The organism is Pseudomonas fluorescens, assembly GCF_002022275.1.
Classification (GTDB): Bacteria; Pseudomonadota; Gammaproteobacteria; order Pseudomonadales; family Pseudomonadaceae; genus Aquipseudomonas; species Aquipseudomonas fluorescens_AJ.
On record NZ_MSDF01000008.1, the window covers coordinates 63,690 to 85,855 of the forward strand.

A 22,166-nucleotide genomic window follows, 5' to 3' on the forward strand; every position below is an offset into this window, starting at 1 on the left:
AGGCTTTGAATTCTTCGGATTAACGCGGATTGTTCATGGTACCTCCTAATTTGCCTCAGTTTAAGGCAAAGAGGTGTCTGCAAAACTCGGGGCGATTCAGACCTTCTTGCCCCTATGCCCAGTCCGAAAATGGGCTTTGGCCGATTAGTACAGAGGACATAATTCGTTTTAAATTGCGGTGGCAATCTTTCCCTAACGCGTAATGCCTCGTTTTTCGGTGAGGCTGATCCAGCTGTGAAAGCCCAAGTAGAGGCCCGCACAGCCCGATAAGGAGGTGTCCTGGAGTAGCTTTTTAAATTTTCCGCTCAGCCGGTCTAGCTTCCGACATTTCCTTACCCCAGTTTTTTGCTGATTTTTTAGTGTAGTGGGGCGGCTGGGATTTGACCGTCTCCCCAAGGGTGATGCTTGAGCGACGTAGGTCTTTCAATCATTGGTTCAGGAGAATCTGATGGTGGTGTACGGCTAACTATGGCTGAACCAGGCATTTGCATGCTATCTATCTACTGGCACCCAGCCTGGAAAGCGGCAAAAGAACCTTAAGTAGTACGCGCGCAGTCACTTGGATGTGGAGATGTCGTGGAAATGCACGTACTCCCGTGTGATCCATTCCGGGACGGCCGCTATCCGCCGCCATCAGCGGGCAGCGGTGATAGCTGGGCGCAGCTCGTTGCACTTATGCCTTGACTTAGCTCGTTTCTGTCGGGCTACGCAGCCCCCACCATCGAGCCTCCGTGCCAGGACTCCAGGTTCAGTGCGTGATTTAGCAGCAACTAACTAATAAAACAATCAATCCTTAAATCGGTCCAGGCTGTCCGGCGGCTTACCTACCGCCTATCGATGGCTAGATCTACCAACCTGAAACTAATCTACAACTCTACTCCTAGTAATAAACGTACGGTCCGGAGTGCGCATGCCAAAAAGCTTCGACTCTCGTTGGCCTTTCCACTTACTGATCCTATTGCGTATCGGCCGATTAAGCGTACTGCCAAAGCGTTTAATAAGGGGGTTAGGAGTTTCACCATACAGCTCGGTCAGATTGAAGCGACCATCAACTATTTTCGACAGTAAAACTGAGTAACGCCAAAGCTCGACTGGATCTGTCGCACTACGCATCTTAGAAGCCCAATGACGCGACCATTGGTGACGGTCCATAGCGTATTTGGATGCAACATAGGCCTGGTGGAGAAATCCATGCTCGTCTTTTAACGAATCGATCGTCTCTATTGCCCAATCATTGTCCAGTGAAAATCCAGCCACCATCGTAGCCCGAGCCCGATGTGCTGGCTCTAGGCGCTTTCTCCGATCGACGACATAATCATGTATCAGGTGTTCTCGCTGAGCTTCTATTGCAGCAAGAACCTCCATAGCAAGCTCATGATCATTGTCGATCCCATCGAGCCGCGCGAAACAAGCACCTTTGATTTCTTCGCTCTCAGCAGCCCGCCAAATACAGACCGCATTTAGCTCAACCTTGCTACGACCTAATGTTACTCGCACATCGGGGTGGCCGGCTTTTAACCGCTCGAACAAAGCCATCCCAGCATCAACATTTCTTTTGGAGATAGCTTCGGCAACAAGCGAAGCAATATTGTGTACATTATTAAAGCTCTGACCGTCCAGAGCCAGAAAATGTTTGTGCCATGAATCGACTAGTACCGGTGCCACCCGGTCAATTGACCGAATCAACCCAATGGTGACAGCCTGAACGATTAGCTGAGCACCGACCTTCAACAGATCGCGCTCAAAACGATCAAAAGCATCTTCGTTTTGCTGCTGGCGCTTGTACCAAGCATCGCTAGTATCGGCGAGCCGTTCTAGCTGCTCCCGCAGGCCTTCCTTTTGAGGTTTTTTTTCGGATACCTCAACGACCTCCGGCCAGTGGCGCCCATTAATATTTTGTTCGATGCGTGGCAAGTTACTTGTAACCTGAAACTCCGCTGCTTTGAAAATAGCCGTATTGACGCGGTCTGAAATTGCCAGTGCAGCATCAGGTCCAAGTCGCTCAGCGAAAATCTCATAAGCGGAAAGGGCAATTCGATCGAGACATTCCTCGACTGAAATTAAGCCTTGCTCCGCAGCTTTTACAAGCGCAAGCGATCCATAGAGTATTTCGGTTTTATGAGACACCGCGTCGAGAAGAGCGGCACTCCATCCAGATTTCACGAGACCGACGAGTAGCGTCGGAACAGCGACAGCCTGCATGAGGGACAACGCTGACAAACGGACGTGGTGGTGCGTTGATTCGAGTAGAGAGATCACAGTCTCGATGGTGTTGGCACTGAGTGAGGTTTCTGAGGCCTCAGCGAAACAAAGGATACGAAACTGAGTAACCTGGTTACCCTCCCTCAAGGCCTTATCGAGCGAACACTCCAAGGTGGCTTCATCTATTGGCAGGAAAAGATCGCAAAGATCCCGAAGAAGGGTTTTGTCTTCAGGATGCTTAAGCAGCGCAGAGAACTGCTCATGACCAGTCATGTGAGCAAAGGCAACAAGAAGAGCATGCTGCGAACTTACCCAGGCTTCATTATTCTCATCTTCGCCGGCATTCAATGCAGCCTGCGCAATCTCCCCCGCTTTTTCAACATAGGCTTTTGCAACTCGATCGTCTAAGCAAACGGTATGACTTTCGAGCAGGTAGATCGCTTGGCGAAACTCCGACTCCGCCCGCCTCAAAACCTGATCTGCGAATGACCGCAAAGCTTCGACAGCCGCGTCAGGTCGGAAGCGTGCGAGGCCTGGTTTAGCCATCGAAAAAAAGTGGTCGTCTAGCGAGACACTCCTGCCACAGCTCAGCTTGGCCGGGTTTATTGCCCTATAGTCGTTTGCGGTCTGTTCAATGTTGTCAGGTTCTTCTGACGAAGGGTCGCAAGGGTCCGTAGCGCAATAGTCCTCAACCCTTCGCCAGCCTCCTCCACGATCTTGATCCTTGGTCAACGCCTCTACGAAGGCATGGACCTCTTTTGCGTCGTCGCTGTCACCCGTGGCGCGCAAAACATAAATCAACGCCCACTGGCCAACTTTGGAAACATTAGCTTGCCGCAGGGGGGCCGCACACTCCCGCAGCGCGTCCCTAGTAGCCTCCCAATCAACCAAATTGAAATGCAAAAGATCGTCAAAAACACCTTGGGGACTTTGGTGGCCACCATTGAGCGATGTCGATAAACACCAGTTACGCAGATCCTTGGCGTATGGGGCTAGCGGCTGACCCGCTAATGCGTGGAAGGCAAGCAAACTGAGGCGGCTGTAGTCCCCCTGATCAACCTGAGTCATGTCGCTAAAAAAATCTTGCTCAGTCACCGAAAATGACTCGATAGCGTCTGAAAGCTCCTGCTCACGTTCAACCGTTTTTTTTAGTCGCTCGGCTGCATGTTCCGCGGTGTTGGGATAAAAAACCCCACGCTCGGGCGCGAGGGAATACATGTTGAGCCAACGATGGATACCGGCGGAAAGCTCGATCTCGAAGGCCTCATCACCGCGTAAATCATCAGCTGCATCAGTCAGCCACGAGAGATTAGAGACAACATCGCGAGAAAGGGATGCATCTTCTAGGGCAGCGATAAACGCTTTAGGGTTGAGACTAAAGAGGTTTCGAAATTCTGGATAACGTACAGAATTTATGTTCTGAAGCGTGACAAAACAACGAACCAATGGGCGCACAATTTCAAGAGGCGATTCTTCCAATACCGCAGAAAGAATTGCCCCCATCAAGATATCGCCTGTCCTATCAAGCGCCGCAATAGGTTCAAGAATATTGGATAGTGCATCTTCCACACTCTTATTTTTCCGTAAAGCGTCTCTTGCCGTCTTAACCAGAGAAAGCCCTAACGCCAGCGGTAAGCCCTCATCTTTCAAAAGATACTTGTTCGGATCTTCGTCTAACACCTCAAAGAAACGCCCAGCTGATGTGATGACAAACTGCTCGGTGATGGCCTGATCCTCACCACCAGCGTTCACTAGCAGCCGCATATGGAACTCGTTTATATCATCACGTTGTTGCTGCTCAAGACGACGCACAATATTATCCGCGTGGGCGCAAATATCTGCTTTGAACTGCTTGTCAGATCTCTTCGCCCCTTCGGCGGCACTGCTACGAATATGCTCAAAAAGCAGGCGACTGATGCTCAATTCGCCGAACGCTGTTATTTGCTCTGTGCTGAAGAGAGTAGCGGCAACTCCAAAAATACGAGGGTTACGAAGACTGCGTATCACCTCCGTATCGAGAGCAGAAATCGACGTTCCTCGCGCATTTAAAAGCTCGTCTAGTTCTGAATCAGTCCACTCAGGGATCTTGACTCGGACCACCCGGCTATACAGTTTATTTTCTATGAAGTCGCGATAGAAAACCTGCCGACAGCTGAACACCAATTTCCCACCAATCTCCACCATCAACTCACTCATTGCATCAATGAATGTAACCCAATCGACACTTTCGCGCTGATTGATACCGTCCATAAATACAACCACTCGAGGAATAGGAACGTCGGACTGGCCTTGCCAGTTCTGTAGCTCCTTGAGCCATACCTCCTTGTGCTCCTGAGTTGGTATTTCTCCTGTTTGTGTGAGAAGCATCGAGATCAGAAGGTCTCGGCAGTACTCTGAAGATGGTCGCCCTTGGATATCGTCGGGGACTAATACAACGGTCAGTGGTTGGTCAGGTTGATGAATCCAGGTCTGCGCAAAAATCCAAGACTTGCCATTTCCATCTGCACCTACTAACGCGGTGACGGCATCATCTGGTTTCCCAAAAACATTACTCGCAACTGTGACCCTTAGATTTTCGCGATCAACTGTCCGTAAGACCGATTCATCGCCTGGACTGAGGGGCTGGCCAAATGCACTGCGAGCACGCGCTTTATCGCCGAATGCGTCTGACAACCAAGCAGCATTGTTCGCAAGCGCGGAAGCAACGATCTGGTTCGGCGTCTGCTGTTCAAGAGAAGAGTGAGCACCCAATAGAAGATTCTCGACTCCTTGCAGTTTGTCAGACAGGTCATGGTGAGCCGCGGTGATTAACCCAGCGGTACCATGATCTTCAACGAGTGCGTTGATTGACTCCGCAAGAATTGCGATCGTGGCCGATACGACACTACTAGCCTCTTGCGAGTTCGCTAAGGCTAACTCGGAATATCGATTTTGAAGCCTAGTGAATACCTCTTTAGGGACTTCTGAGCCTAGCGACTTCCTACGGGCAGCCTGCATGATATCGGCCTTCATTCCGCGATCACTGAGCCAATTCACAACGTTTGGCGTATCGAGATGGGCGGGTGTAATCAGGAGATGAGCTACCGAATTGGGGAAACGCTTATAAAACGGATCATCCGGCTGTCCGCCCACTAAGCGCTGGATCGCACTTTCTAATATTGAATCATCGGCAGAGCGCACTTCCTCTGGTGCTTTCCCGGCCGCCCTTTGCATGGCAAGTGGTGTAATTTTTTTTAAGGCAGCCCGCATGACTACCGACACGGCACGAAATACACTGCTAGGTTCCATTTTCATCCGCTGCAAAGTGCTCGATGAGAGTTCAGTTATGACTTTAGATTATGCCAGATCGAACAGTGGAAAAATGGATGCGGCGCGCACCAAACAGGGGTATTCCTTCCAAAATAAAGTTCTGCTATCGTCCTAGGCAAGGTTGCTGATCTCCACCCTGCTGCGTGGGAAAATCAGTGTTTTTCTTTCCACATAACTCTTTGTGGCCAGCCCAGCAAGCAGCATGCTCAGCGAAGCGAGAATACTACGCTTCTTCGGCCATGACTTTGGAGTCATGTGATCATGTTCAGCGCCCAAAAAGTCTTGGATTCGGTTAAATCCATGCAGGTGGCAGATGCTCCCGCCGACCTTTCACATTGCCAATATTTGCGCCACGGCGCCAAATTGCTCGGCTTCAAAAGCTATGAAGATCTCAAGTCGTATTTGGACAATCCTCCCATGGACCGCATCGGTAACATTTGTACCGGGCTGATGAGGAAGATTTGTGAAATTCGACTCCCAAGCTTCGATAGCTCCTACGTCCGAATGACGAGTTACGGAGACTTGTCGATAGGCTATGAAAGCTATTGGATCGGCTGGGATCGGCGAGGTCGAGAGGTTCGCGTTCCTCGCGCAGCGTACGGCAAAGAAGCCGTCGTCGATTTCCGAAATCACTTCAAGCGTTCGCTCTATGTTATCGAATCTGAATCAGAGCTAATGGCTTGGCGATTTAACTGGCAGTCTGACGCAGTCGTTCCGGTGGAGCTGGCTCAAGCTCACTTCAAGTCAATTTTCATCAAGCAACATTTGGTAGAAAAGAATCCGCCTATGGATCTTGTGGAAAAAGAAATTCAGGGTGAGTTGAAACGTCGCGGTTTGATTTAAAAGCTTCATATCATCCGGCGGGGGGGATCCCTCCCCCCGCTTCCTATATTGCGAAAGCCGTGTAGATCACTCGCCGGCCCTAACCTGGCTTAATCACCCCGAACAGATAGCGGAGTATCTGGATATATACGGCTACCGCGGAAAGAATTTTAAAAACGTAAAACAGATTTGTAGGCCAATTTAAGACAGCTGGAGCCAATAATTCTGTCTCCTGGTCAAACCCTTTTTTTTCTTTATACCTACTGAAAACTGCCCACGTCACGGAAGCGTAGAGGTATTGCATGAAGTCCAGCGCAAGAGCACAGATGACCCAAAGCAGAGCCCAATACAGAGCCGTGGGCAGAGTGGTTAACCCTCCTATCTCCTGCTTGAACACCCAAATTACTGCTACCGCGGAAAGGCAGAGTGATCTTACGTTGTCACTGACCTTGCCACTGAAATAGTAGTAATCCTGTCGAAACTCTTTGAGCTTAGGCATTGCTTGGCTTCCTTGGACCGGTCGATCCAGTGCCGGATTGGGAAATTGTCGGTTGCTTGTCGGTTACCACGCGGATAACCACGACTCCATCCTTCCCTTTAGTCACGACCTTGCCTTTCACCACCCCCGGCGCAGCGCGAAAAATCCCCCGTCTGTAGGAATACAGATGACGAAGACCTGCTTTCTTTTCTTTATGGGACGTATCAACCACCTCGCGCTCGATCGATACAACCAAATCCCCTTCAATCCACTCATAAACTAACTTGAAGCCCTTGGGTACGTTTACCTTGATTTCCAATCGCCTACTCCTTTAGGTGGGGTCATTGTTATGCACAGAGTGTAGAGCTCTGATTTTGAGTATGCCTATCCAGATACAGGCTTATTTTGCCTTTTTCGGGCTTTCCGCTTGATAAGTAACACCCATAGTGCAACAGTATTAGTAGAACGCCCTAACTGATACAGGCACCGATCATGTTCATCCGCGCATACCTCCGAGCCTCCACCGAAGAACAAGACGCCGGCCGTGCCCGGGCTTCGCTCGAGCAGTTCGCCAGCGACCACAACAAGGTCATTGCAAGCGTTTACCTGGAGAATGCCAGCGGCGCCACCGCCGACCGGCCTGAGCTGGTGCGCCTGTTGAAGGATGCTCGCAAGGGGGACGTATTGCTGGTGGAGTCGATAGACCGCCTCTCCCGCTTGCCGGTGGAGGACTGGCAAAAGCTCAAAGCTGCTATTGACTCAAAGGGTCTGCGTATCGTCGCGCTTGATCTGCCGACCAGCCACCAGGGCATGCAGGACACTAAGGGCGACGAGTTCACCGGGAGAATGCTGGGGGCCATCAACTCAATGCTTGTGGAAATGATGGCAGCCATTGCCCGCAAAGATTACGAGCAGCGCCGTGACCGGCAGGCCCAGGGCATCGAGAAGGCCAAGGCCGCTGGCAAGTACCAAGGCCGCCCCATTGACGCTGACCTGCATAAGCGTGTGATGGAACTGCTCGGTGCAGGTCTGGGTATCCGCGCAACAGCTCGTCACGCCAACTGCTCTACTACCACAGTACTGCGCATTAAAGATCTGCAGGGGTAGAGGCGGCAAGCGCTTTCTCCATCTCCTGAGCCTGTCGCATCGCGGCTTCACTGAATGCCTTACCGGTCAGCAGCTTATCGAATGAGGTGAAAAGCTCACGCTCAAACTCTAGGCGCAGCCAATCGAAATGCCGATCAGGAAGAGTTTTAAACTGTTGCAGAGCGGCGTCACCGAATGCTGACCGGACCAACCTTTGGGTGACTTCGTCGCGATACCAGCGCGCATCCTCCTTCCCCGCGAGAGTGAAAACACAACGGACTAAAATTCCATGGTATGTGGAATGCAACGCCCAAATGTACTCGCCCACATGAGGTCTTGTTTTGTCCGCATCACCGAAAATTAGCGGGGTTAACTTCACCGGGTCAATGGCGGCAAGCAGCTGCCTAAAATCCTTGAATTGCTGGCTTGTTCTAATAGTTCTGAGCTCCTCATCAGTGAGGACGTCACACATATATACAATGCCAGGCACGTGCGCCCTAGCGGCCCGAACCGCCTCCCAGAGAGCGTCCACTGCTTCAATTTTTTTCGGGAGAGTTGCCTTTTGGACCTCCGAAAAAGAAACAGCGGCGACTTTCAGTTTTTCAGCCTGACTATCAATCTCAGCCTTAGCAGACGCAAGGTCAGCATCGCTCTGCTTTTTGAGATCCGTCTTAAGCCTCTCAAGCCTCTCGCTATACTCGTGCTTTAGGCTTGCCTTTAATCGCTCACCGATCCAAGTCCTGAGCAGCCATCCTAGAGCCAACACTAACGCGGCGCTTACTCCGGCAGAGGCTGCTGTGGTCAAAGCAAAACTGATTAGGCTGTCCATACGCCTCCTAAGAACTCGGTTGCCGCAACGAAAAAGCCCCGTCAGGACAACCTAAACGGGGCTCAAAAAATGTGCTCTTGCTGCCACCCTGCTGTCACGGTGTAATCGTGCAATAAGCATAACCGGCTGGAGACAGCGAATAATATGGTGTCCCAGGGCCGGTTCGAACGGCCAACCTTCCCCTTAGGAGGGGGATGCTCTATCCAATTGAGCTACTGGGACAATTGACAGCCATCGCGCCAATGGCGCGGCGACGGACGGCGTGCATGTTAACGGCCAGGGTAGGTTTTGTCATGTCGTCCGTAGGCTTTTTGAGTGTAGGCCGATCCTTGTTTGAGCGACCCCTGCTTCGCCCAGCGAACACGGGGACTTCGGCTAATCGTGCAAAATGCACTCCCCCAAAATGCCAGCATTGCAAATTGCAACCTGACAAGGCGTCAAATAAGACTCAAACCATTGATTTTATTGAATTAAAAGATTGGCACGACACCTGCAATACTTCTCCTACAAAACTCATTCAGCCACGGCGATAAGCGGAGAACATGACCATGAACAGTGCCCTTCTGTTAGCCCTTAATACTATCGCCCTGGCTGCACTCGTTACTTTTCACTTTCAGTCGTCTGGCTCGGACGACCCCGCCCAGATCAGCCAGGCAGTACCACACCACCTGCAACAACGTCCGCAATTAGCGGTGATGACGCCAAATGCGCAATCTCCAGTGCGCCTAACTCAAGGCACCCAAGCCGCGCCTGCATCTGAACACTGGGTGTTCTAAGGAATAACTCATGACCAAATCGGCTTGGTTCTTTTTATGCTTGACCCTTGTCACCGGCATCGCAGGCATGAACGCCAGCACCCAAACCGGGCAAACCACCGCTTTTATTGCTGCAGGCGTCTCTGCCAGCTTCTTGCTGCTGACCCTCGTCGTGGGTCGCCGGATTAAATTTGACCCGGTTTTACGCTGATCCCCTCTCCTCCTCCCCTACCTTATGTCGCCTCGCACTCGTAAATCGGCAAAATGCCACTAGTCTAAAGACGAAGGGCAAAAGGCCACTTTGCTATAGGATGTGCGGCCTTAAACCCTTTTGCGGCCTGGACTTGCGGGAAATCCAACGATGGATGACTCCCCGTAAAAAATTTTCAAACCAGTCCGCAAAAATGCAAATGAGTGCTGGCATAAAGCCTTTAGGCAGTTCAATATTTGTCACAGAATTGACGCCAAGGAACTGTCAAATCTGAGGCATGATGCGGCCTCTTTGCAATTCGGGTTGAACTTTGGTCGTGAGCCTTGTCTTAACACTCATCTTGCGGCCAATTCCAAAAACCGCTCCCCTGAACTAACCGGTTAAATATATGCGCCCATTGAAACAGGCAATTTATTCCAGCCGTACGGCTGACAAGTTCGTCGTACGTCTGCCAGACGGAATGCGGGAACGCATTGCCGAGGTGGCTCGCAATCATCACCGCAGCATGAACTCCGAAATCATCGCGCGCCTGGAACAGAGCCTCATTCAGGAAGGTGCCTTGGGCGAAGAGTTGAGCATGCGCCTGGACAACCCCGAGCTGTCACTGCACGAACGCGAACTGCTGCAGCGTTTTCGTCAGCTCTCCCACCGCCAGCAAAATGCTCTCGTCTCGCTTATCGCGCACGACGTTGAGGCGGCCGCAGAAGCCAATTGATTTGCAACTGAAAGCCGAAGCCAGCCATGTGCTGGCTTTTTTTTGCGTGGAATTCGAGTGTTGCCCAGAACGGGCAGATGCGGGAGCGGGCTTGCCCGCCCCCGCCAGGTCAGAGCAGGAAGATGGTTGCCAGACCGAGGAAGATGAAGAAGCCGCCGCTGTCGGTCATGGCGGTAATCATCACGCTGGCACCCATGGCCGGGTCGCGACCGAGGCGTGCGAGGGTCATGGGGATCAACACGCCCATCAACGCAGCGAGTAGCAGGTTAAGGGTCATGGCGGCGGTCATCACCACGCCCAGCGACCAACTGCCATAGAGCAAGTAGGCAACAACACCGATTACCCCGCCCCAGACCACGCCATTAATCAGCGCGACCGCCAGCTCCTTGCGCATAAGTCGTGAGGAGTTGGCTGTACTGACCTGATCGAGTGCCATCGCACGCACAATCATGGTAATCGTCTGGTTACCAGAGTTGCCCCCGATACCCGCCACAATCGGCATCAACGCTGCCAGCGCCACCAGCTTCTCGATCGAGCCCTCAAACAGTCCGATGACCCTCGAGGCAATGAACGCGGTAATCAGGTTGACTGCCAGCCACGCCCAGCGGTTACGCAATGAGCGCCAGACCGAAGCAAAAATATCTTCCTCTTCACGCAGACCCGCCATGTTGAGAACTTCGGTTTCGCTTTCTTCCCGAATCAGGTCGACCATTTCATCGATGGTCAGACGGCCAATCAGCTTGCCGTTCTTGTCGACCACCGGCGCCGAGATCAAGTCATAACGCTCGAATGCCTGGGCAGCGTCGTAGGCGTCCTCGTCCGGATGAAAGCTCACCGTGTCGCTGGCCATCAGGTCCGCAACGCGCTTGTCCGGGTCGTTGACCAGCAAACGCTTGATCGGCAGTACGCCCTTCAGAATGCCTTCGTAATCGACCACAAACAGTTTGTCGGTGTGGCCGGGCAGCTCTTTGAGGCGACGCAGGTAACGCAAGACCACTTCCAGGCTGACGTCTTCGCGGATGGTGACCATCTCGAAGTCCATCAGGGCACCGACCTGATCCTCGTCATAGGACAGCGCCGAGCGCACACGCTCACGCTGCTGGCCATCCAGAGCTTCCATCAGCTCATGCACAACATCACGGGGCAGTTCAGGTGCAAGGTCCGCGAGTTCGTCGGCGTCCATCTCCCTGGCCGCAGCCAGGAGCTCGTGATCGTCCATGTCGGCGATCAGGGTTTCACGGACCGAATCGGATACTTCGAGCAGAATGTCGCCGTCGCGATCAGCCTTGACCAACTGCCAGAGGGTCAGACGATCATCCAGCGGCAAGGCTTCAAGGATGTAGGCAACGTCAGCGGAGTGCAGGTCATCGAGCTTGCGCTGCAACTCGACGAGGTTTTGTCGGTGAACCAGGTTTTCGACGCGGTCGTGGTTCGGACCTTCCTGGCGATGCGTGAGGTCTTCGACCACACGCTGGCGCTGCAGCAGCTCAATGACTTGAGCCAGGCGATCCTGCAGGCTGTCTTGTGTTTTTTTAACTACTACTTCGGTCATAGGCGAACTCCACTCCCAGCAGCGGGTACGCCGGAAGGATCAATCAGTCAATTCATGATTGGAAAAACGGGGCACTAAGTAACTACTGGGTAAGTCCATGGAGGTATTCCACAAGCCCCGGCGGGGCTGACGGGCGCAATGATACACGCTGCGTGCGCTTTTAACGCTAAAAAACTGGAAAGAACAAGCGCTTGCGAGCCAAAGCTAAGCAGTGGTTGCATCTATGAACTGCGACGACGCAGCGGATGAGGAAAACACATGAGCGGGGTAGAAATGGCAGAAATCCTACACAAACCCCAGACGGCAAAAAGCCCGCACTAGGCGGGCTTTTTGTTTGTATGGTGCACTCGACAGGATTCGAACCTGTGACCGCTCGGTTCGTAGCCGAGTACTCTATCCAGCTGAGCTACGAGTGCAGAGTGTGTTTTTAGACCAGATCACAACTGGTTGAAGCCGAATCACCTGCATTGCTGCAACTGACTCTTAAATGGTGCACTCGACAGGATTCGAACCTGTGACCGCTCGGTTCGTAGCCGAGTACTCTATCCAGCTGAGCTACGAGTGCATTTGTTGCCGCGCATTATAGGCCGTTCAATCTCTATGTAAAGCTATTTTTTCGATCAATTTCAACAACTTACCGAAAAAACCAGATTGCAACGTACTAAGCAAATAATGGCGGAGAACGGGGGATTCGAACCCCCGACACCCTTTTGAGGTGTACTCCCTTAGCAGGGGAGCGCCTTCGGCCACTCGGCCAGCTCTCCGCAACACGGGGCGTATATTAACCACGTTCATCCCCGTTTGCAAACATAAAAAACGATAAAAATTAAAGGCTTGGTTCTTCGTCCTTCTCTTTCTTGATCCGCAGGTAAATTTCCTCGCGGTGGACCGCTACCTCTTTCGGAGCGTTAACCCCGATACGCACTTGATTGCCTTTGACGCCGAGCACGGTCACGGTGATTTCGCCATCACCGATAATCAGGCTTTCTGCGCAACGACGAGTCAGAATCAGCATACCTTTCACCTCACGCATTTCAGTTCAGGAACAACAGTCTGCAAAAAAAGGCCTTCGACCTACAGCCAAGGGCCATAGTCCTACCGCCTAAGTATTGTCGAGCCCACGCAAAAGAACATGCGCCCCACAAAAAAATGAAAGGCGCGGTAAACCGCGCCTTCCTGGCCTTGCATCACTCGCCCTGTCGGGCCGGAGCGTCCAGCTCGAAAGCGGTATGCAGTGCGCGTACAGCCAGTTCCAGGTACTTCTCTTCGATCACCACCGAGACTTTGATTTCCGAGGTGGAGATCATCTGGATGTTGATGCTTTCCTTGGCCAGGGCCTCGAACATGCGGCTGGCAACGCCGGCATGGGAACGCATGCCCACGCCCACGATCGACACCTTGGCAATCTTGGTATCGCCGACCACTTCACGGGCGCCAATCTCGCTCGCGGTGTTCTGCAGGATCTTCTCCGCCGCATCGTACTCGTTGCGGTGCACGGTGAAGGTGAAATCGGTGGTGTTATCGTGCGAAACGTTCTGCACGATCATGTCGACTTCAATGTTGGCGCTACTGATCGGGCCGAGGATCTTGAACGCCACGCCCGGAGTATCCGGCACGCCACGGATCGTCAGCTTGGCTTCATCGCGGTTGAAAGCGATGCCGGAAATGATCGGCTGTTCCATGGATTCCTCTTCATCAATAGTAATGAGGGTGCCCGGACCCTCTTTGAAGCTGTGCAATACGCGCAGCGGAACGTTGTACTTGCCGGCGAACTCCACCGCGCGGATCTGCAACACCTTGGAACCAAGGCTGGCCATTTCCAGCATCTCTTCAAAGGTGATCTTTTCCAGGCGCTGGGCCACGGAAACAACGCGCGGATCAGTGGTGTAAACGCCATCCACATCGGTGTAGATCTGGCATTCATCGGCCTTCAGAGCCGCTGCCAGTGCCACGCCGGTGGTGTCCGAACCGCCACGCCCAAGCGTGGTGATGTTGCCGTGTTCGTCCACACCCTGGAACCCTGCTACAACTACCACGCGCCCGGCTTTGAGATCAGTACGAATTTTCTGATCATCGATTTGCAGGATGCGCGCCTTGGTGTGTGCGCTGTCGGTGAGGATGCGCACCTGACTGCCAGTGTAGGACACCGCCGGCACGCCACGTTTGTTCAGCGCCATGGCCAGCAAGGCGATAGTCACCTGCTCGCCCGTGGAGATGATCACATCCAGCTCTCGCGGCAGCGGTTGTTGATCGCCGCTGATCGCCTTGGCCAGGTCGATCAGGCGATTGGTCTCGCCGCTCATGGCCGACAGCACCACCACCAGGTCGTCGCCGGCATCGCGGAATTTCTTAACCTTGTCGGCGACCTGCTCGATTCTTTCAACAGAGCCGACCGAGGTGCCTCCAAATTTCTGTACGATCAAAGCCATTTCTAAGCCGCCTCAGCCCGTAAAGGGGCGCCCAATAAACAAATTCAAGCAACCGAGCGAGCCCATGACTAGACCATGGGCTCATTAACAGCGCCTTAAATACCCGCCTCGACAAACGGCACGGTCAGGGCCAGCGCCGCGTCCAGGGCGCCTGCGTCTACACCACCGCCTTGCGCCATGTCCGGACGACCACCGCCCTTCCCGCCCACTGCCGCGGCGGCTTGCTTCATCAAATCACCGGCCTTGAGTTGGCCAGTCAGGTCTTTGGTTACACCGGCAACCAGAACGACCTTTTCCTCATGGACACCGCCGAGCAGGATCACTGCGCGGCCGAGCTTGTTCTTCAACTGATCGACCAAGGCCAACAGCGCCTTGCCATCCTGACCGTCCAGGCGCACCGCCAGGACTTTCACACCCTTGACGTCCAGCGCGCTGGCCGACAGATCGTCGCCCGCCGCACTGGCTGCCTTGGCCTGCAACTGCTCCAGCTGTTTCTCCAGCGCACGGTTGCGCTCCAGAACGGCGGACAGCTTGTCGATCAGGTTGTCGCGGCTGCCCTTGACCAGGCCCGCCGCTTCCTTGAGTTGTTCTTCAGCCGCATTGAGGTAAGCCAGGGCCGCAGCACCGGTCACCGCTTCAATACGACGCACACCGGACGCCACACCGCCTTCGCTGATGATTTTCAGCAGGCCGATGTCGCCGGTACGGTTGGCGTGAATGCCGCCACACAGCTCCACCGAGAAGCTGCCGCCCATGCTCAGCACGCGCACTTCGTCGCCGTACTTCTCGCCAAACAGCGCCATGGCGCCTTTGTTTTTGGCGGTTTCGATATCGGTTTCTTCGGTTTCTACCGCCGTGTTCTTGCGAATCTCGGCGTTGACGATGTCTTCCAGGGCCTTGATCTGCTCAGGCTTGATCGCTTCAAAGTGGCTGAAGTCAAAGCGCAGGCGCTGACTGTCGACCAACGAACCTTTCTGCTGCACATGCTCACCCAATACCTGACGCAACGCGGCGTGCAGCAAGTGAGTGGCGGAGTGGTTCAAAGCAGTTGCATGCCGTACGTCGGCATCGACCTGGGTGTCTACCGGCGCACCGACGGTCAGGTTGCCCAGCACCAGCACACCGTGGTGCAGGAACGCGCCGCCAGTCTTGGTGGTGTCGCGCACCTCAAAACGCCCGGAGGTCGAGCTGAGGAAACCACAGTCACCAATCTGGCCGCCGGATTCGGCGTAGAACGGCGTCTGGTCCAGGACCACAACCGCCTCATCGCCTTCGTTCAACACGTCGACCGATTTGCCGTCTTTATAGATAGCCACAATTTTGGCCGAGCCAACGGTCGCCTGATAACCGATGAACTCGGTAGGCACGTCAACCTTGACCAGGGTGTTGTAGTCCAGGCCAAAGGAGCTGGCGGAGCGGGCGCGCACGCGCTGGGCCTCCATCTCACGCTCAAAACCGGCCTCATCGACGGTCAGCTCGCGCTCACGGGCGATGTCGGCGGTCAGGTCCATCGGGAAACCGTAGGTGTCGTACAGCTTGAACACCACGTCGCCCGGTACCACGGTGCCTTTGAGCCCGGCCAGGTCCTGTTCCAGAATCTTCAGGCCGTGTTCCAGGGTCTTGGAGAACTGCTCTTCTTCAGCCTTGAGCACGCGCTCGATGTTGTCTTGTTGCTGCTTGAGTTCCGGGAAGGCTTCGCCCATCTCGGCCACCAGCGCGGCGACGATCTTGTAGAAGAAGCTGCCGGTAGCGCCCAGCTTGTTACCGTGACGGCAAGCGCGACGGATGATACGGCGCAGCACATAACCACGACCTTCGTTCGACGGCAGCACGCCGTCGGCGATCAGGAAGCCGCACGAACGGATGTGGTCCGACACGACCTTGAGCGACGACTGGTTTTCGTTGGCGCAGCCAATCGCGGCAGCCGAGGCGCTCAACAGATTGGTGAACAGGTCGATTTCGTAGTTGGAGTGAACGTGCTGCATCACCGCACTGATCCGCTCCAGGCCCATGCCGGTGTCCACCGACGGCGCCGGCAGCGGATGCAACACGCCATCGGCGGTGCGGTTGAACTGCATGAACACGTTGTTCCAGATCTCGATGTAACGGTCGCCATCTTCTTCCGGCGAGCCCGGCGGGCCGCCCCAGATGTCGGCGCCGTGATCGTAGAAGATCTCGGTGCAAGGGCCGCACGGGCCGGTATCGCCCATGGTCCAGAAGTTGTCGGACGCGTAAGGCGCACCCTTGTTGTCGCCGATGCGGATCATGCGCTCGACCGGCACACCGATTTCTTTGGTCCAGATGTCATACGCTTCGTCGTCGGTCGCGTAGACGGTGACCCAGAGTTTTTCCTTCGGCAGCTTCAGCACGCCGGTCAGGAAGGTCCAGGCGAAGGTGATCGCGTCTTTCTTGAAATAGTCACCGAAGCTGAAGTTGCCGAGCATTTCGAAGAAAGTGTGGTGGCGCGCGGTGTAACCCACGTTTTCCAGGTCACTGTTCTTGCCGCCGGCGCGTACGCACTTCTGGCTGCTGGTAGCGCGGGTGTAGGCGCGCTTTTCCTGGCCCAGGAAGCAGTCCTTGAACTGGTTCATCCCCGCGTTAGTGAACAGCAGGGTTGGGTCATTGCCTGGGATCAAGGAGCTGGAGGCTACACGGGTGTGGCCTTGCTCTTCGAAGAAGCGAAGGAAGGCTTCACGGATTTCTGCGCTTTTCATTAGGTTCTTCCACGGAGGCTGCGGCCAAAGGCCAGTGCGCAACATCATTAGACGGAGCGACGGCAAAGGGCCGCATTATATCGGCCCTTTGCCGGTGGTACAGCGTGTTTATGCGATAGAAACAGTCAATTAGACGGTCTGCACGGTCATTTTCGGGAAAACTCGACAAATGTCTGAAGCACTTGCTCGATCTGCGTCCGGCTCACATCCAGATGCGTGACCATGCGCAGGCGTGGCGCGGCGCTCAACTTGATCCCGCGTTCGGCGGCGAACGCCTTCAAGGCCTGCGCGCGATCACCCACCTGCACGTAGACCATGTTGGTCTGCACGGGCTCGACCTCAAAACCTGCCTTACGCAACTCGTCGCCGAGCCATTGAGCGTTGGCGTGGTCATCCGCCAGTCGCTGCACCTGGTGATCCAGCGCATACAGCCCCGCCGCCGCGAGTGAGCCGGCTTGGCGCATACCGCCGCCCACCATTTTGCGCAGGCGCCGCGCCTTGGCGATCAGCGCCGTGGAACCGCACAGCACCGAGCCAATCGGTGCGCCGAGGCCCTTGGACAGGCACACCGACACCGAATCGAAATGCTGGGCGATCTCCCGCACATCTACCCCCAGCTTGACCGCTGCGTTGTAGATCCGCGCGCCGTCCAGGTGCAGCGCCAGCCCGTGTTCACGGGTAAACGCCCGTGCCTTGGCCAGATATTCCAGTGGCAATACCTTGCCTTGCATGGTGTTTTCCAGCGCCAGCAGACGGGTGCGGGCGAAGTGAAAATCGTCGGGCTTGATCGCCGCCAGCACCTGATCCAGGTCCAGCGAACCGTCCGCCTGCACTTCCAGCGGTTGCGGCTGGATCGAACCGAGCACCGCCGCCCCACCGCCTTCGTATTTGTAGGTGTGAGCCTGCTGCCCGACGATGTATTCCTCGCCGCGCTCACAGTGAGCCATCAACGCCAGCAGGTTGCTCATGGTGCCGGTGGGCACGAATAACGCGGCGGCAAACCCCAGACGTTTGGCGAGTTCGGCCTCCAGGTGGTTGACGCTGGGGTCTTCGCCATACACATCATCGCCGCTGACGGCAGTGGCCATCGCATCGAGCATGCCGGGGGTGGGTTGGGTCACGGTGTCGCTGCGCAGGTCGATCACAGACATGAAACAAGCCTCTAGAGGGTTAAGTCAGTTCCTTTTATGAGTGATTACTGCGGGCAAAGCCACGGAATATCAAGCCCCCCGCCTCTTCAATCGAATACCAACCAAACAAACCGATATAGCTTATCGATACGACGCCCGTGCAGTTTTTGAAAATCCATGTTAAAAACTCTCCGCCGCCAGGGTTCTGGTGGCAACGTTCTCAGGGCGGGGTGTAATTCCCCACCGGCGGTAATTACACGCAATGTGTATAGCCCGCGAGCGCTTGGCGCCTCGAACTGCTCACGCAGGACGGCGACAAGGTCAGCAGACCCGGTGTGATCCCGGGGCCGACGGTCATAGTCCGGATGAAGAGAGAACGGGATTCACCCAAGGGCCGCGCGCCGCGTTCATGTTTGCATGACGTCGCCGTCCGTACCCTTGAAATCCCATTCGATTCATAACGCCCTGTTTTTTTCTTAAACAGGAGTCAGAACATGCAACCCACCGCAATCGACAGCAAAAGCAAAAACCATCACGGCGAGCGCGTCGCGTTTATCCAGGCCTGCTGGCACAAGGATATTGTCGACCAATCGCGTAAAGGCTTCCTCGCCGAAATGATCGCTCAGGGCTACCAAGAATCGGACATCGATTTCTTCGAAGTCGGCGGCGCCTTTGAAATGCCCCTGCACGCCAAGCTGCTGGCCAAGACCGGCCGTTACGCCGGTATCGTTGCCGCAGCCCTGGTGGTGGACGGTGGCATCTACCGTCACGAATTCGTGGCCCAATCGGTGGTCAGCGGCCTGATGCAGGTTCAACTGGAAACCGAAGTGCCGGTGTTCTCCGTCTCCCTGACCCCGCACCATTTCCACGCGGGCAGCGAGCACACCACATTCTTCTACGAGCACTTCGTGCACAAGGGCCAGGAAGCGGCACGCACCTGCGCCGACACGCTGCACAAGGTTCGCGCGATCCGTCGCAGCGAGCCACGTGCTGTAGCGGTCTAAGCAACACCACCAGGTCCAGCCTCTGAGCTGGGCCTGTGTGGGAGCTGGCTTGCCTGCGATAGCATCGCCTCGGTGGAATTGGCGGACCGAGTTGATCCTATCGCAGGCAAGCCAGCTCCCACATTTGAACGAGGTCGACCTTTAGATTCAGGCCAGCCCCGCATCCGTCGTCGGCACAATCAATATCCCCGCCCGCAAACCATTCTTCACCTTTGGGTTCGGGAAGATGATGCGCGCACCCTCCTCCTCGATCACCCAGCGGGTCTTGGCCACGTCCTCGGCCAACAAATAGCCCTGAGTCAACGGCGAGAAGTTCTCGACATCCGCCGGCAGGTGCATCAGAAACGCATCGCTGTGCTTGATGACTTCACGGGACACGGCAAATAGTTGCAGGCCATCGAGGCTATCCGCCTCAGGTTCGGTGCCTTCGATGATGTGCTTCAGGCGCGTTTCCAGGCGGGACACATCCACGCCCTGGTTCTGCCCGAACGGCCGGGCTTTACCCAATTCCAGGGTGAACGCCTCGGCCTCGAGTTGCTCGTAGGTAAACGCCGTGAAGGTGATCGAAGTCTTGTTCTGCAGCAACACCGCTTGCATCCCGGCTGCGCGCAAACGCGCAAGCTCACGGCGTGAATGCTGGCGCCCGTCTTTCCACGGATACAGGGCAAATTGCTCGATTTTCGAGCCGCGAATGGCCGTGTGCAGGTCGTAATGCAGGCGCGAACGGCCTGGCAGGCTGAAGAAACTGCGGGCCAATTGCTCCAGCTCAGCGGCGCGCATGGCTTCGGGGCCGATGTTTTTTTCATGACGGCCGTTGAACAGCCGGTTGACGTCCAGTTCCAGGTAACGCTCGCCGCGGCGCATGGCCTCGGGGTTGCCGAACAGGAACAGAATACGGGAGCGGGGTTTGATTTCCCCTCGGGCGATACCATGCAACAGGCGGTCGAGCAGTTCGATCGGCGCCGTTTCGTTGCCATGGATGCCGGACGACAGCAGCACGTCGCTGCCGTTGTCAGACGCCTGCGGCGGGCGCACTTCAAGTGCGCCTTCGCTGAGCCAGCGCATCTGCACGCCGTCGACAGTCAGTTGAATTTTTTGCGCCGGTTCACGACCGGCGAGGGTCAGTTCAAGCAGTTTGCCGAGGGCGAGCATAAGGGGCTTCCTTAGTGGTTGCAGCCTGGGCCGTGGACGTGATCGTCGTCATCACCTTCAACGTCGGCCGGTTCCATTTCCAGTTGCAGGCTCATCAGGTTGGTGGCCAGTGGGCGCATCAGCAGGTTGGCGTATTCGGCGTCACCCTCTTCCACGTCCACACCGATCAGCAGTTGGCCACGGCCGTCGTGCTGGATCCAGATTTCCTTGCCCTGCCACACCACGGCGACGCGGGTGCAGGAAGTTTCCAGCTGGGTGCCGTCGGTGTCTTCAAGGATCAGTTTCAGGGTGTCGGTGGTCATAACAATAGTTCTCTGCCGTATGGCGTTTAATTGATCTGGAAAGGATAAACCGAGCCCAGTTTAAGGATTTGCGTCAGTTCATCCAGTGCCGTCCGGCACTCAAGCAGCAATTGCGGGTCAGCCAGGTCGCTTTCACGCAGGCTGTCGCGGTAGTGCTTGTCGACCCACTGGGTCAGCGTTTCGTACAACGGCGCGGTCATGATAACGCCTGGGTTCACCGCCGCCAGCTCCGTTTCGTTCAAGGCCACCCGCAAACGCAGGCACGCCGGGCCGCCGCCGTTCTGCATGCTTTGCTTGAGGTCGAACACCTTCACTTCGCGGATCAGCCCACCGGAGGCCGTCAGGCTTTGCAGGTATTGCCAGACGCGCTCGTTGGCGCGGCATTCTTCCGGCACGATCAGCAGCATCGAACCGTCAGGGCGGCTCAGCAACTGGCTGTTGAACAGGTAGGAACGCACCGCGTCTTCGACGCTGACCTGGGCACGCGGCACGCAGACGGACTGGAAGTTGCCGCCCAGCCTGCCCAGTTTGCCGTGCAACTCACCAAGCATCTGCTCGGTATTGAGGAACGCGTCCTCGTGATAGAACAGCACTTCGCCATTGCCCACCGCGATCACGTCGTTGTGGAACACACCGGCATCAATCACCGCCGGGTTCTGCTGGCCGTAGACCACGCCGTCATCTTTCAAGCCGTGCAGGCGTGCAACCGCCTGGGATGCTTCAAGGGTCTGGCGCGCCGGGTATTTCTGCGGCGCCGGGTAACGGGTGTCGAACGCGCTGCGACCGAATACGAAAAACTCCACGCCCGCTTCACCGTATTCACGGCAGAAACGCGTGTGGTTGGCCGCACCTTCGTCGCCGAACTGCGCCACCGCCGGCAACGCGGCGTGGTGGGCGAAGTGCTTCTGATCAGCAAACATCGCCCCCAGCACGCGGCTGGTGGTCGGGTGTTCGATGCTGCGGTGGTACTTGCAGTTGAGGTTGGCGGCGGTGAAATGCACGCGGCCATCGGCCGTATCGGCGCTCGGGCTGACGGTGGCCGCGTTGGCCACCCACATGCTCGACGCCGAGCAGCTCGCCACCAGCAACGGCATGGCGTGCTTGGCGGCTTGCTGGATCACTTGCGCGTCGGTGCCGCTGAAACCCAGGTTGCGCAAAGCGGCCACGTCAGGACGTTCCTGGGGCGCCAACACACCTTGTATGAAACCCATGTCCATCAGGGCTTTCATTTTTTGCAGGCCCTGCAACGCCGCTTCCTTCGGGTTCGAAGACTGCTGGCTGTTGCTCTGGGACGCGACGTTGCCGTAGGACAAACCGCCGTAGTTATGGGTCGGCCCCACTAGACCGTCAAAATTGACTTCACAGGATTTCATCGGCGAGGCTCCACGAACATCTGTTTTTATAGGCATTAACTGCAGATCTATAGCTGTAAACCCAATCACTGTGGGAGCTGGCTTGCCTGCGATTGCATCACCT

The 22,166-nt window shown here is 55.5% G+C and carries 18 protein-coding genes, 4 tRNA genes and 1 riboswitch; of the genes, 6 read left to right on the top strand and 16 right to left on the bottom strand.

Features of this window, described 5'->3' with window-relative positions; genetic code table 11:
* Nucleotides 1–861: 861 nt before the first annotated feature.
* A complete protein-coding gene (locus BFW87_RS04060; RefSeq protein ID WP_139372389.1) occupies nt 862–5,490 on the bottom strand; it encodes a hypothetical protein in 4,629 nt (1,542 codons plus the stop codon).
* 282 nt (nt 5,491–5,772) lie between these two features.
* Here BFW87_RS04060 and BFW87_RS04065 point away from each other — a divergent pair, with 282 nt between their 5' ends.
* Complete coding sequence (locus BFW87_RS04065; RefSeq protein WP_078738692.1) at nt 5,773–6,354, top strand: hypothetical protein; 582 nt, start codon at nt 5,773–5,775, stop codon at nt 6,352–6,354.
* A 79-nt stretch (nt 6,355–6,433) separates the two neighbouring features.
* Here the strand turns inward: BFW87_RS04065 and BFW87_RS04070 are convergent, their stop codons facing one another.
* On the bottom strand, nt 6,434–6,832 hold the full coding sequence (locus BFW87_RS04070; protein ID WP_078738693.1) for a hypothetical protein: 399 nt from the start codon (nt 6,830–6,832) through the stop codon (nt 6,434–6,436).
* Complete coding sequence (locus tag BFW87_RS04075; RefSeq protein WP_078738694.1) at nt 6,825–7,130, bottom strand: hypothetical protein; 306 nt, start codon at nt 7,128–7,130, stop codon at nt 6,825–6,827. Before BFW87_RS04075 ends, BFW87_RS04070 begins: the two co-directional genes overlap by 8 nt.
* 173 nt (nt 7,131–7,303) lie before the next feature.
* Here BFW87_RS04075 and BFW87_RS04080 point away from each other — a divergent pair, with 173 nt between their 5' ends.
* Entirely contained in the window at nt 7,304–7,918 is a 615-nt protein-coding gene (locus tag BFW87_RS04080) for a recombinase family protein (RefSeq protein ID WP_078738695.1), read from the top strand.
* On the opposite strand, the gene BFW87_RS04085 is transcribed toward BFW87_RS04080, so the two are convergent.
* The gene (locus BFW87_RS04085; protein WP_078738696.1) at nt 7,899–8,726 is read right to left on the bottom strand and encodes a hypothetical protein; all 828 of its coding nucleotides are present in this window, start codon (nt 8,724–8,726) and stop codon (nt 7,899–7,901) included. The genes BFW87_RS04080 and BFW87_RS04085 overlap by 20 nt on opposite strands.
* Before the next feature lie 145 nt (nt 8,727–8,871).
* Nucleotides 8,872–8,948: transfer RNA gene (locus tag BFW87_RS04090), tRNA-Arg, on the bottom strand.
* 326 nt (nt 8,949–9,274) lie between these two features.
* On the opposite strand from BFW87_RS04090, the gene BFW87_RS04095 reads away from it, so the two are divergent.
* The 3 genes from BFW87_RS04095 (at nt 9,275) to BFW87_RS04110 (ending at nt 10,407) form a co-directional block, all read left to right on the top strand.
* Nucleotides 9,275–9,502 (top strand): hypothetical protein, encoded by a 228-nt coding sequence (locus tag BFW87_RS04095; RefSeq protein WP_078738719.1) that lies wholly within the window; start codon nt 9,275–9,277, stop codon nt 9,500–9,502.
* A gap of 10 nt (nt 9,503–9,512) precedes the next feature.
* Nucleotides 9,513–9,692 (top strand): PA3371 family protein, encoded by a 180-nt coding sequence (locus BFW87_RS04100; RefSeq protein WP_078738697.1) that lies wholly within the window; start codon nt 9,513–9,515, stop codon nt 9,690–9,692.
* A gap of 388 nt (nt 9,693–10,080) precedes the next feature.
* Nucleotides 10,081–10,407, top strand: coding sequence for an Arc family DNA-binding protein (locus BFW87_RS04110; protein ID WP_078738698.1), 327 nt, complete (start codon nt 10,081–10,083; stop codon nt 10,405–10,407).
* A gap of 109 nt (nt 10,408–10,516) precedes the next feature.
* Here BFW87_RS04110 and mgtE read toward each other — a convergent pair whose 3' ends face one another.
* The 8 genes from mgtE to ltaE all read right to left on the bottom strand — a co-directional run bounded on the left by mgtE (nt 10,517) and on the right by ltaE (nt 18,253).
* A complete protein-coding gene (mgtE, locus tag BFW87_RS04115) occupies nt 10,517–11,959 on the bottom strand; it encodes a magnesium transporter (protein WP_078738699.1) in 1,443 nt (480 codons plus the stop codon).
* 339 nt (nt 11,960–12,298) lie between these two features.
* Nucleotides 12,299–12,375 (bottom strand) — tRNA-Arg (locus BFW87_RS04120).
* Nucleotides 12,376–12,447: 72 nt separating this feature from the next.
* Nucleotides 12,448–12,524 (bottom strand) — tRNA-Arg (locus tag BFW87_RS04125).
* A 108-nt stretch (nt 12,525–12,632) separates the two neighbouring features.
* A tRNA-Ser gene (locus BFW87_RS04130) sits at nt 12,633–12,723 on the bottom strand.
* A gap of 62 nt (nt 12,724–12,785) precedes the next feature.
* Entirely contained in the window at nt 12,786–12,974 is a 189-nt protein-coding gene (csrA, locus tag BFW87_RS04135) for a carbon storage regulator CsrA (RefSeq protein WP_003175645.1), read from the bottom strand.
* A 172-nt stretch (nt 12,975–13,146) separates the two neighbouring features.
* Nucleotides 13,147–14,388, bottom strand: coding sequence for an aspartate kinase (locus BFW87_RS04140; protein ID WP_078738700.1), 1,242 nt, complete (start codon nt 14,386–14,388; stop codon nt 13,147–13,149).
* A 95-nt stretch (nt 14,389–14,483) separates the two neighbouring features.
* The gene (gene alaS / locus BFW87_RS04145) at nt 14,484–17,102 is read right to left on the bottom strand and encodes an alanine--tRNA ligase (RefSeq protein ID WP_078738701.1); all 2,619 of its coding nucleotides are present in this window, start codon (nt 17,100–17,102) and stop codon (nt 14,484–14,486) included.
* A gap of 146 nt (nt 17,103–17,248) precedes the next feature.
* Nucleotides 17,249–18,253 carry a low-specificity L-threonine aldolase gene (gene ltaE, locus BFW87_RS04150; RefSeq protein ID WP_078738702.1) on the bottom strand — a complete coding sequence of 335 codons (1,005 nt, stop codon included), beginning with the start codon at nt 18,251–18,253 and terminating at the stop codon, nt 17,249–17,251.
* Between the two features lie 191 nt (nt 18,254–18,444).
* Nucleotides 18,445–18,614, top strand: a riboswitch (FMN riboswitch).
* Between the two features lie 112 nt (nt 18,615–18,726).
* On the opposite strand from ltaE, the gene BFW87_RS04155 reads away from it, so the two are divergent.
* A complete protein-coding gene (locus BFW87_RS04155) occupies nt 18,727–19,236 on the top strand; it encodes a 6,7-dimethyl-8-ribityllumazine synthase (protein ID WP_003193604.1) in 510 nt (169 codons plus the stop codon).
* 147 nt (nt 19,237–19,383) lie between these two features.
* Here BFW87_RS04155 and astE read toward each other — a convergent pair whose 3' ends face one another.
* The 3 genes from astE to astB are packed head-to-tail and all read right to left on the bottom strand — an operon-like array spanning nt 19,384 to nt 22,063.
* Nucleotides 19,384–20,388, bottom strand: a complete 1,005-nt coding sequence (gene astE / locus BFW87_RS04160; protein WP_078738703.1) for a succinylglutamate desuccinylase — start codon at nt 20,386–20,388, stop codon at nt 19,384–19,386.
* 11 nt (nt 20,389–20,399) lie between these two features.
* Nucleotides 20,400–20,690, bottom strand: a complete 291-nt coding sequence (locus BFW87_RS04165) for a hypothetical protein (protein ID WP_003214319.1) — start codon at nt 20,688–20,690, stop codon at nt 20,400–20,402.
* Between the two features lie 26 nt (nt 20,691–20,716).
* Nucleotides 20,717–22,063, bottom strand: coding sequence for an N-succinylarginine dihydrolase (gene astB / locus BFW87_RS04170; protein ID WP_078738704.1), 1,347 nt, complete (start codon nt 22,061–22,063; stop codon nt 20,717–20,719).
* Between the last annotated feature and the right edge of the window lie 103 nt (nt 22,064–22,166).

Excerpts from the sequence above, each read along its gene's own strand:
- BFW87_RS04155 (WP_003193604.1), top strand. The coding sequence starts at position 18,727 with ATGCAACCCACCGCAATCGACAGCAAAAGCAAAAACCATCACGGCGAG.
- alaS (WP_078738701.1), bottom strand. The coding sequence starts at position 17,102 with ATGAAAAGCGCAGAAATCCGTGAAGCCTTCCTTCGCTTCTTCGAAGAG.
- BFW87_RS04165 (WP_003214319.1), bottom strand. The coding sequence starts at position 20,690 with ATGACCACCGACACCCTGAAACTGATCCTTGAAGACACCGACGGCACC.
- astB (WP_078738704.1), bottom strand. The coding sequence starts at position 22,063 with ATGAAATCCTGTGAAGTCAATTTTGACGGTCTAGTGGGGCCGACCCAT.
- BFW87_RS04085 (WP_078738696.1), bottom strand. The coding sequence starts at position 8,726 with ATGGACAGCCTAATCAGTTTTGCTTTGACCACAGCAGCCTCTGCCGGA.
- BFW87_RS04100 (WP_078738697.1), top strand. The coding sequence starts at position 9,513 with ATGACCAAATCGGCTTGGTTCTTTTTATGCTTGACCCTTGTCACCGGC.
- BFW87_RS04140 (WP_078738700.1), bottom strand. The coding sequence starts at position 14,388 with ATGGCTTTGATCGTACAGAAATTTGGAGGCACCTCGGTCGGCTCTGTT.
- BFW87_RS04065 (WP_078738692.1), top strand. The coding sequence starts at position 5,773 with ATGTTCAGCGCCCAAAAAGTCTTGGATTCGGTTAAATCCATGCAGGTG.
- BFW87_RS04080 (WP_078738695.1), top strand. The coding sequence starts at position 7,304 with ATGTTCATCCGCGCATACCTCCGAGCCTCCACCGAAGAACAAGACGCC.
- mgtE (WP_078738699.1), bottom strand. The coding sequence starts at position 11,959 with ATGACCGAAGTAGTAGTTAAAAAAACACAAGACAGCCTGCAGGATCGC.
- BFW87_RS04060 (WP_139372389.1), bottom strand. The coding sequence starts at position 5,490 with ATGGAACCTAGCAGTGTATTTCGTGCCGTGTCGGTAGTCATGCGGGCT.
- BFW87_RS04070 (WP_078738693.1), bottom strand. The coding sequence starts at position 6,832 with ATGCCTAAGCTCAAAGAGTTTCGACAGGATTACTACTATTTCAGTGGC.
- ltaE (WP_078738702.1), bottom strand. The coding sequence starts at position 18,253 with ATGTCTGTGATCGACCTGCGCAGCGACACCGTGACCCAACCCACCCCC.
- BFW87_RS04095 (WP_078738719.1), top strand. The coding sequence starts at position 9,275 with ATGAACAGTGCCCTTCTGTTAGCCCTTAATACTATCGCCCTGGCTGCA.
- BFW87_RS04110 (WP_078738698.1), top strand. The coding sequence starts at position 10,081 with ATGCGCCCATTGAAACAGGCAATTTATTCCAGCCGTACGGCTGACAAG.
- astE (WP_078738703.1), bottom strand. The coding sequence starts at position 20,388 with ATGCTCGCCCTCGGCAAACTGCTTGAACTGACCCTCGCCGGTCGTGAA.
- csrA (WP_003175645.1), bottom strand. The coding sequence starts at position 12,974 with ATGCTGATTCTGACTCGTCGTTGCGCAGAAAGCCTGATTATCGGTGAT.